2 protein-coding genes are annotated in these 3,618 nt (G+C 63.2%); both read right to left on the reverse strand.

What is annotated here, in order from left to right; genetic code table 11:
- Positions 1-1,235 precede the first annotated feature (1,235 nt).
- Positions 1,236-2,651, reverse strand: coding sequence for a hypothetical protein (locus C492_RS11000; protein WP_152424894.1), 1,416 nt, complete (start codon positions 2,649-2,651; stop codon positions 1,236-1,238).
- 388 nt (positions 2,652-3,039) lie between these two features.
- Entirely contained in the window at positions 3,040-3,543 is a 504-nt protein-coding gene (locus C492_RS11005; protein WP_239643433.1) for a hypothetical protein, read from the reverse strand.
- Positions 3,544-3,618 lie beyond the last annotated feature (75 nt).

Genomic DNA, 3,618 nt, shown 5'->3' on the forward strand with positions numbered 1-3,618 from the left:
CCGTATCCAGCCGGTCCTCGAGCAGGTCGATCATCTGCGGAGTATGTTCGCCCTCTCGCTTGAGTTCGCGCACCTTCAGGTGGGAGTAGACCCGGCCGATAACCGGCACCGAGGCCAGCCCACCCTCAACGTCGTCTTCAGAGACCACGTCCTCGGGCTTCACTTCCACGATCAGATATGGGTCGACCGTGTACGTCGAGAGGTCGTACAGCGAGACGACGTCGGCACGTTCCTCGCAGAGATCCGCGAGCACCTGCTTCCCGAACTCGAGATCCTCATAATCGACTTCGCCCGGCGGCGCCTCACCGTCGGCCGTGGTGACGATCTCCTCGCGGCGCTGGACGTAGCGCTCGATCCGCGGGGTGTAGTCGACCATCCGCATGTACTCGGCGATCTGGATATTGCCTTTCACGGCGGTATCCAGCACCTTCGCGTAGAAGCGCGCCTGGCGCTGCCACTCATCTTCGCCCGACGTAACCATGTTCGCCGGGGAGATGCGGATCGCCCCGACGACGTGGCCCTCGTCGGTCTTGACGGCCGGCGTTCCCGAATAGGCGCGCTTGAATTGGACGAAGTCCTGCGTTCGGGTTGGCCCATCGCTCTTTTCGTCCGGTGTCTCGGATCGACTCTCGAGGCCGACCGAGAACAGCGCGTTCGTCCACCGAAGGGGCGCGAGAGCGAGACGAGCCGCCCACGCACGGAACGAGTTGTTCGTCGGGTGATCGATACCACTGTCGTCTGGGTTTCTCTCGAAGAGCATCGTTGACTGACTGCCGATCCGGCGAAAGACCGTCTNGTTGTTCGTCGGGTGATCGATACCACTGTCGTCTGGGTTTCTCTCGAAGAGCATCGTTGACTGACTGCCGATCCGGCGAAAGACCGTCTCAGTGTACTGCCGGGCGCCCATCCACGGCGGCTTGGCTGCGATAAAGCCGATCCCTGCGAGCAGCCACGCGATCGCTGGGATGTACATCAACGAGCCGAACGTGCCGGGGACCATCTGGCCGCCGATAAACCAGATAACGCCTGCTGGGAAGACGGCGCCCAGCAGCTCCAGTTTGCTCACGCCGAGGACGACCTGGGCGCTACTGCCGGTATGGATNAACGCCTGCTGGGAAGACGGCGCCCAGCAGCTCCAGTTTGCTCACGCCGAGGACGACCTGGGCGCTACTGCCGGTATGGATTACTTTGTAATCGGTGCCGCCGTTCTGGGTGTTATCTGTCATAGGTTTCGGTCACTTTCGGTAGCTGTCGCGCTCCTCTCGAGCACGTTCAACCTGGCTCTCGTGGTTACGCTGGCGCTGCTTCTGTTTGGCCGCGCGCTTGCGCTGGTCAGGTGAGACGCCCGAGGACTGCGTCGTCGTTCCCGACCGTGACGAGGAGCCGCCGTCGGTTCGCGTCCCGCCGTCGGTCGCGTACTTCTCCTGCGTGACGCTCGGGAAGCGCGACTCCCGATACTTCGTATGGGCACGGCTGGCGACCGTCTGCCCGCCGCGTTTGAGGCGACCGGCCGCGCTCCGAGCTGCCGCCCCGCCGTGGGACGCTGCCGTCCGGGGCGACGGTGTGAACCGAGAAGCGGCGGCCGTCGCGGCCCCAGCGGTCGCCCCGCGCATCGAGAGCCCCACGAGGAAGAACGATCCCGAGACGCCCAGCGGGATAGCGACCGCCAACAGGAAGATGGAGATCGTCGCCCCCAGGTTGAGGATCTCGAACTCCGCGCCGTCGGGGAACAGTTGCCAGCCGACGGCGTTCGCGAACCGCAGGAGGATCGCCGTCGGGAGGTTCATCACCAGCAGACCGTACCACTGCCAGATGAAGAACGACCCGATCTGCTTCACTCGTCGGTGGCCGCCCCAGTACGCCATCAGGAGGAACAGCGGGAGTACCGCCGGGTAGACGAACAGGAGCAGGTGACGCGCCGTGTGGATCGCCACGAGCATAACGGCCGCGCTCCAGCCCCCGAAGTAGATCCCGATCGCGACCGCGACAGTGCCACCGAATGTCGTCGCATTCGTATCGAGGATCTGGTCGCCCTCCGGAAGGACGTACTGAACTGCCGCATCACTAAGCGCGTGCATGAGTGCGGCGTACTCCCACGAGACGACGATGATCAGGATGACGAAGACACCGGAAGCGAGCATCGACCCGACCTTCTGGCGAGTAATGAGCGCCATCACGGGCGCCGCGAGCATCAGCAGCGCCAGCAGGAACATGATCGAGATCGCCATCGGCATAATCAGGTCTATGAAGATCTTTTCGTGGATCGTCACGTAGTTCTGGGAGGCGACAGAGTCGTAGATCGTCGCCTCCTGATTAGCCGGCGTCTCCTCGCCCGTCTCGAGCGCCTCGGGCGTCCCGAAGATCCCGAAGGCACCGTCGTTATTGATCGTCGGCGTGCCGAGCGCCTCGTTGAAGACCTGGTCGACGAGCGTGTTCATCCCCGAGGCGAACATCTGAGTTAGGCGAACCCAGACCGTCTTGGCAGCTTCGGCCGGATTCCTTGCCGTCTCGACGACGTCTTCCGCGCCCCCGAGTGGCGATCGGGCAGAGCCGTTCTGCTCCTCTTGGGCCTCGACCAGCGCCTCGTACTCTTCCTGCGTGATGGAGCCGTTATCGAGATCCTCCTGTGTGACGCCGTTGACTTCGTCCACGGCAGAGGGCTGGAAGCTCATCCCGTTGCTGCCGTTTCCGTCTCCAGCACTTGTGTTCGCGTCCGCGCTCGCGTCAGATCCGGAGTCGGAGCCAGAATTACTCGACGGGAGGTCGACCGGCTCGGTACTCGACCCCGAACCATCCTCGCCAGAGCCGTCACCAGAGTCCGACTCGGAGTTAGAACCGGAGTCGGGCTGCCAGACTGGTTCGTTGCCGCTGGTGTTATCGTCGGGTTCGAACTGTGGTTGCGGCTGGAGGGCCGCGTCGTCAGCAGGGCCGGGTCCCGTAGCGGCAGCTCCCAGGCCCGGCGTGAGTGTGCCGAGCACCACGAGCACCACTGCAAGGATGGTTCGTCGGGAGTTCATTGATAGTAGGTGAAGAAGGGGGTTAGACGAACGGCGAGCAGCCCTCACCGATGCCGGGGCCGCCAGCGTAGCCGAGCGCGATATCGATGAACTGGACGAAGAACAGGAACGCCAGCACACCGACGATCGGCCCGATCATCATTAGCGAACCCATCGCCGTCGCGCCCGTGAACAGCGGCACTGCCCGGAGGACGATCCCCAGCAGGAAGACCGCGAACAGCGCGCCGATGATGACTTGCCATGCCATCATCTGGACGTCGAAAATCAGCAGACCGAACCCTTCGTTACAGATGTTCGTCCCGCTACCGCCACCGCCAGACTGTGCCAGTACCGACTGGCTGAACAGCAGCGTCGTAATCGCCGCGAGGACCAGCCCCCGCACGGGTGTGATGAACCGCTCGAGGGTACCGGACCAGCCGTCGTTCTGTGCTTGCGTACTATCCATCTCGTCGCTCCGCAGCCGATCGAGATCCTCGCGAACTGTATTGGCCTCGCGGAGGACCGCCAGCAGTGCCGTCTGAAGCATCGTTCGATCGGTCGATGAATCGTCGGTCATTGTTTGGTTAGGTTGCGCCCCGTACCACATTTTCATGTGTCTGAA

This window comes from Natronococcus jeotgali DSM 18795 (assembly GCF_000337695.1).
Classification (GTDB): Archaea; Halobacteriota; Halobacteria; order Halobacteriales; family Natrialbaceae; genus Natronococcus; species Natronococcus jeotgali.

Excerpts from the sequence above, each read along its gene's own strand:
- C492_RS11005 (WP_239643433.1), bottom strand. The coding sequence starts at position 3,543 with ATGCTTCAGACGGCACTGCTGGCGGTCCTCCGCGAGGCCAATACAGTT.